At 52.8% G+C, this 1,009-nt stretch carries 1 protein-coding gene and 1 pseudogene; both read left to right on the top strand.

Annotated features, from left to right (window positions below):
- Nucleotides 1-282 (top strand): annotated as a pseudogene (locus PSI23_RS23695) (baseplate J/gp47 family protein); the annotation flags it as partial.
- Nucleotides 275-931 (top strand): phage tail protein, encoded by a 657-nt coding sequence (locus PSI23_RS23690; RefSeq protein ID WP_273556988.1) that lies wholly within the window; start codon nt 275-277, stop codon nt 929-931. The pseudogene PSI23_RS23695 and the gene PSI23_RS23690, both read left to right, overlap by 8 nt.
- Nucleotides 932-1,009 lie beyond the last annotated feature (78 nt).

Here is a 1,009-nt window from a genome sequence, read left to right as displayed (position 1 = left end):
GTCACGCTGTTTGTGGTCAGTCTGGCGAACTACCGTCAGGAGCAGATAACTACCTTGAAACGGGATGTGGAAAACCTGATCCGCTGTGCATTCCGGGAAAACAGCCAGTATTCGGTGAAGAAAACATGGCCGTACTCGCGCTTTTCCTTTTCCAGCTTAGGGCGGGAAATCCACCGTGAATTCAGCGAGATTGTATCACTGACTTTTTCATTGGGTGACATTCTCAGTGAACTGAGTGTACCGAGGCTGAAAACGCTCTCAGTGGAGGTGAAGAATGTCTGAGTTTAAGGAACATCTTAAGCGGCTGGCCCTGCCCTCATGGATGGATAAAGGGGAACCCGCCAAGCTGCTCAATGCAGCGCGGGCATTCTGGACGCAGGTTTACGGCTGGCTGACATGGCCGCTGGCCCAACTGGATGCCGAAACGTGTTCCGAATCGTTGTTATCGGTGCTGGCTTATCAGCGCGATATCCAGCGTTTTAACGGTGAGCCGCTGCCGCTGTTCCGCAAGCGGGTGAAATATGCGTTTATCAACGCGAAAGATGCCGGCAGCATCGCGGGCTTTATTGCCATCTTTGAACGGCTGGGTGTGGGCTATGTGGAATTACTGGAGCGCCAGCCGGGTATCGATTGGGATGTGATTATCCTGCGCCTCAGTGACGGGCAGATAGCGGCCAATCCTGATTTGCTGATGAATATCATTCGCCAATACGGGCGCACCTGCCGCCGCTACCGTTTTGAAGTGATCGCGAAAAATCAGTTATTGATGCGGGTTGGCAGTGTCGGTGCGGACTATTGCACTTATGCCGCCGCCATCCCGACCCGGCCATTATTATTAAAAGTGGGGCATATCGCAGGCGTTGCCGTCTGTGACAGTGCCCGCCTCAAGGAAAGCAGTGCACCGAACGTCACTTACGGTGCGTCATTATAAGGAAATAGAAAATGTCCTCCGTCATTACTTTGGACTTTGAAAAATGGAAGGCTCAGCAAACTGCCGCAGGTCAGCCTG

It is taken from the genome of Xenorhabdus yunnanensis (assembly GCF_028598805.1).
Taxonomy (GTDB): domain Bacteria; phylum Pseudomonadota; class Gammaproteobacteria; order Enterobacterales; family Enterobacteriaceae; genus Xenorhabdus; species Xenorhabdus yunnanensis.
This window is presented reverse-complemented; position numbering and strand designations above follow the sequence as displayed.

Coding starts and splice junctions, on each gene's coding strand:
- PSI23_RS23690 (WP_273556988.1), top strand. CDS start 275: ATGTCTGAGTTTAAGGAACATCTTAAGCGGCTGGCCCTGCCCTCATGG.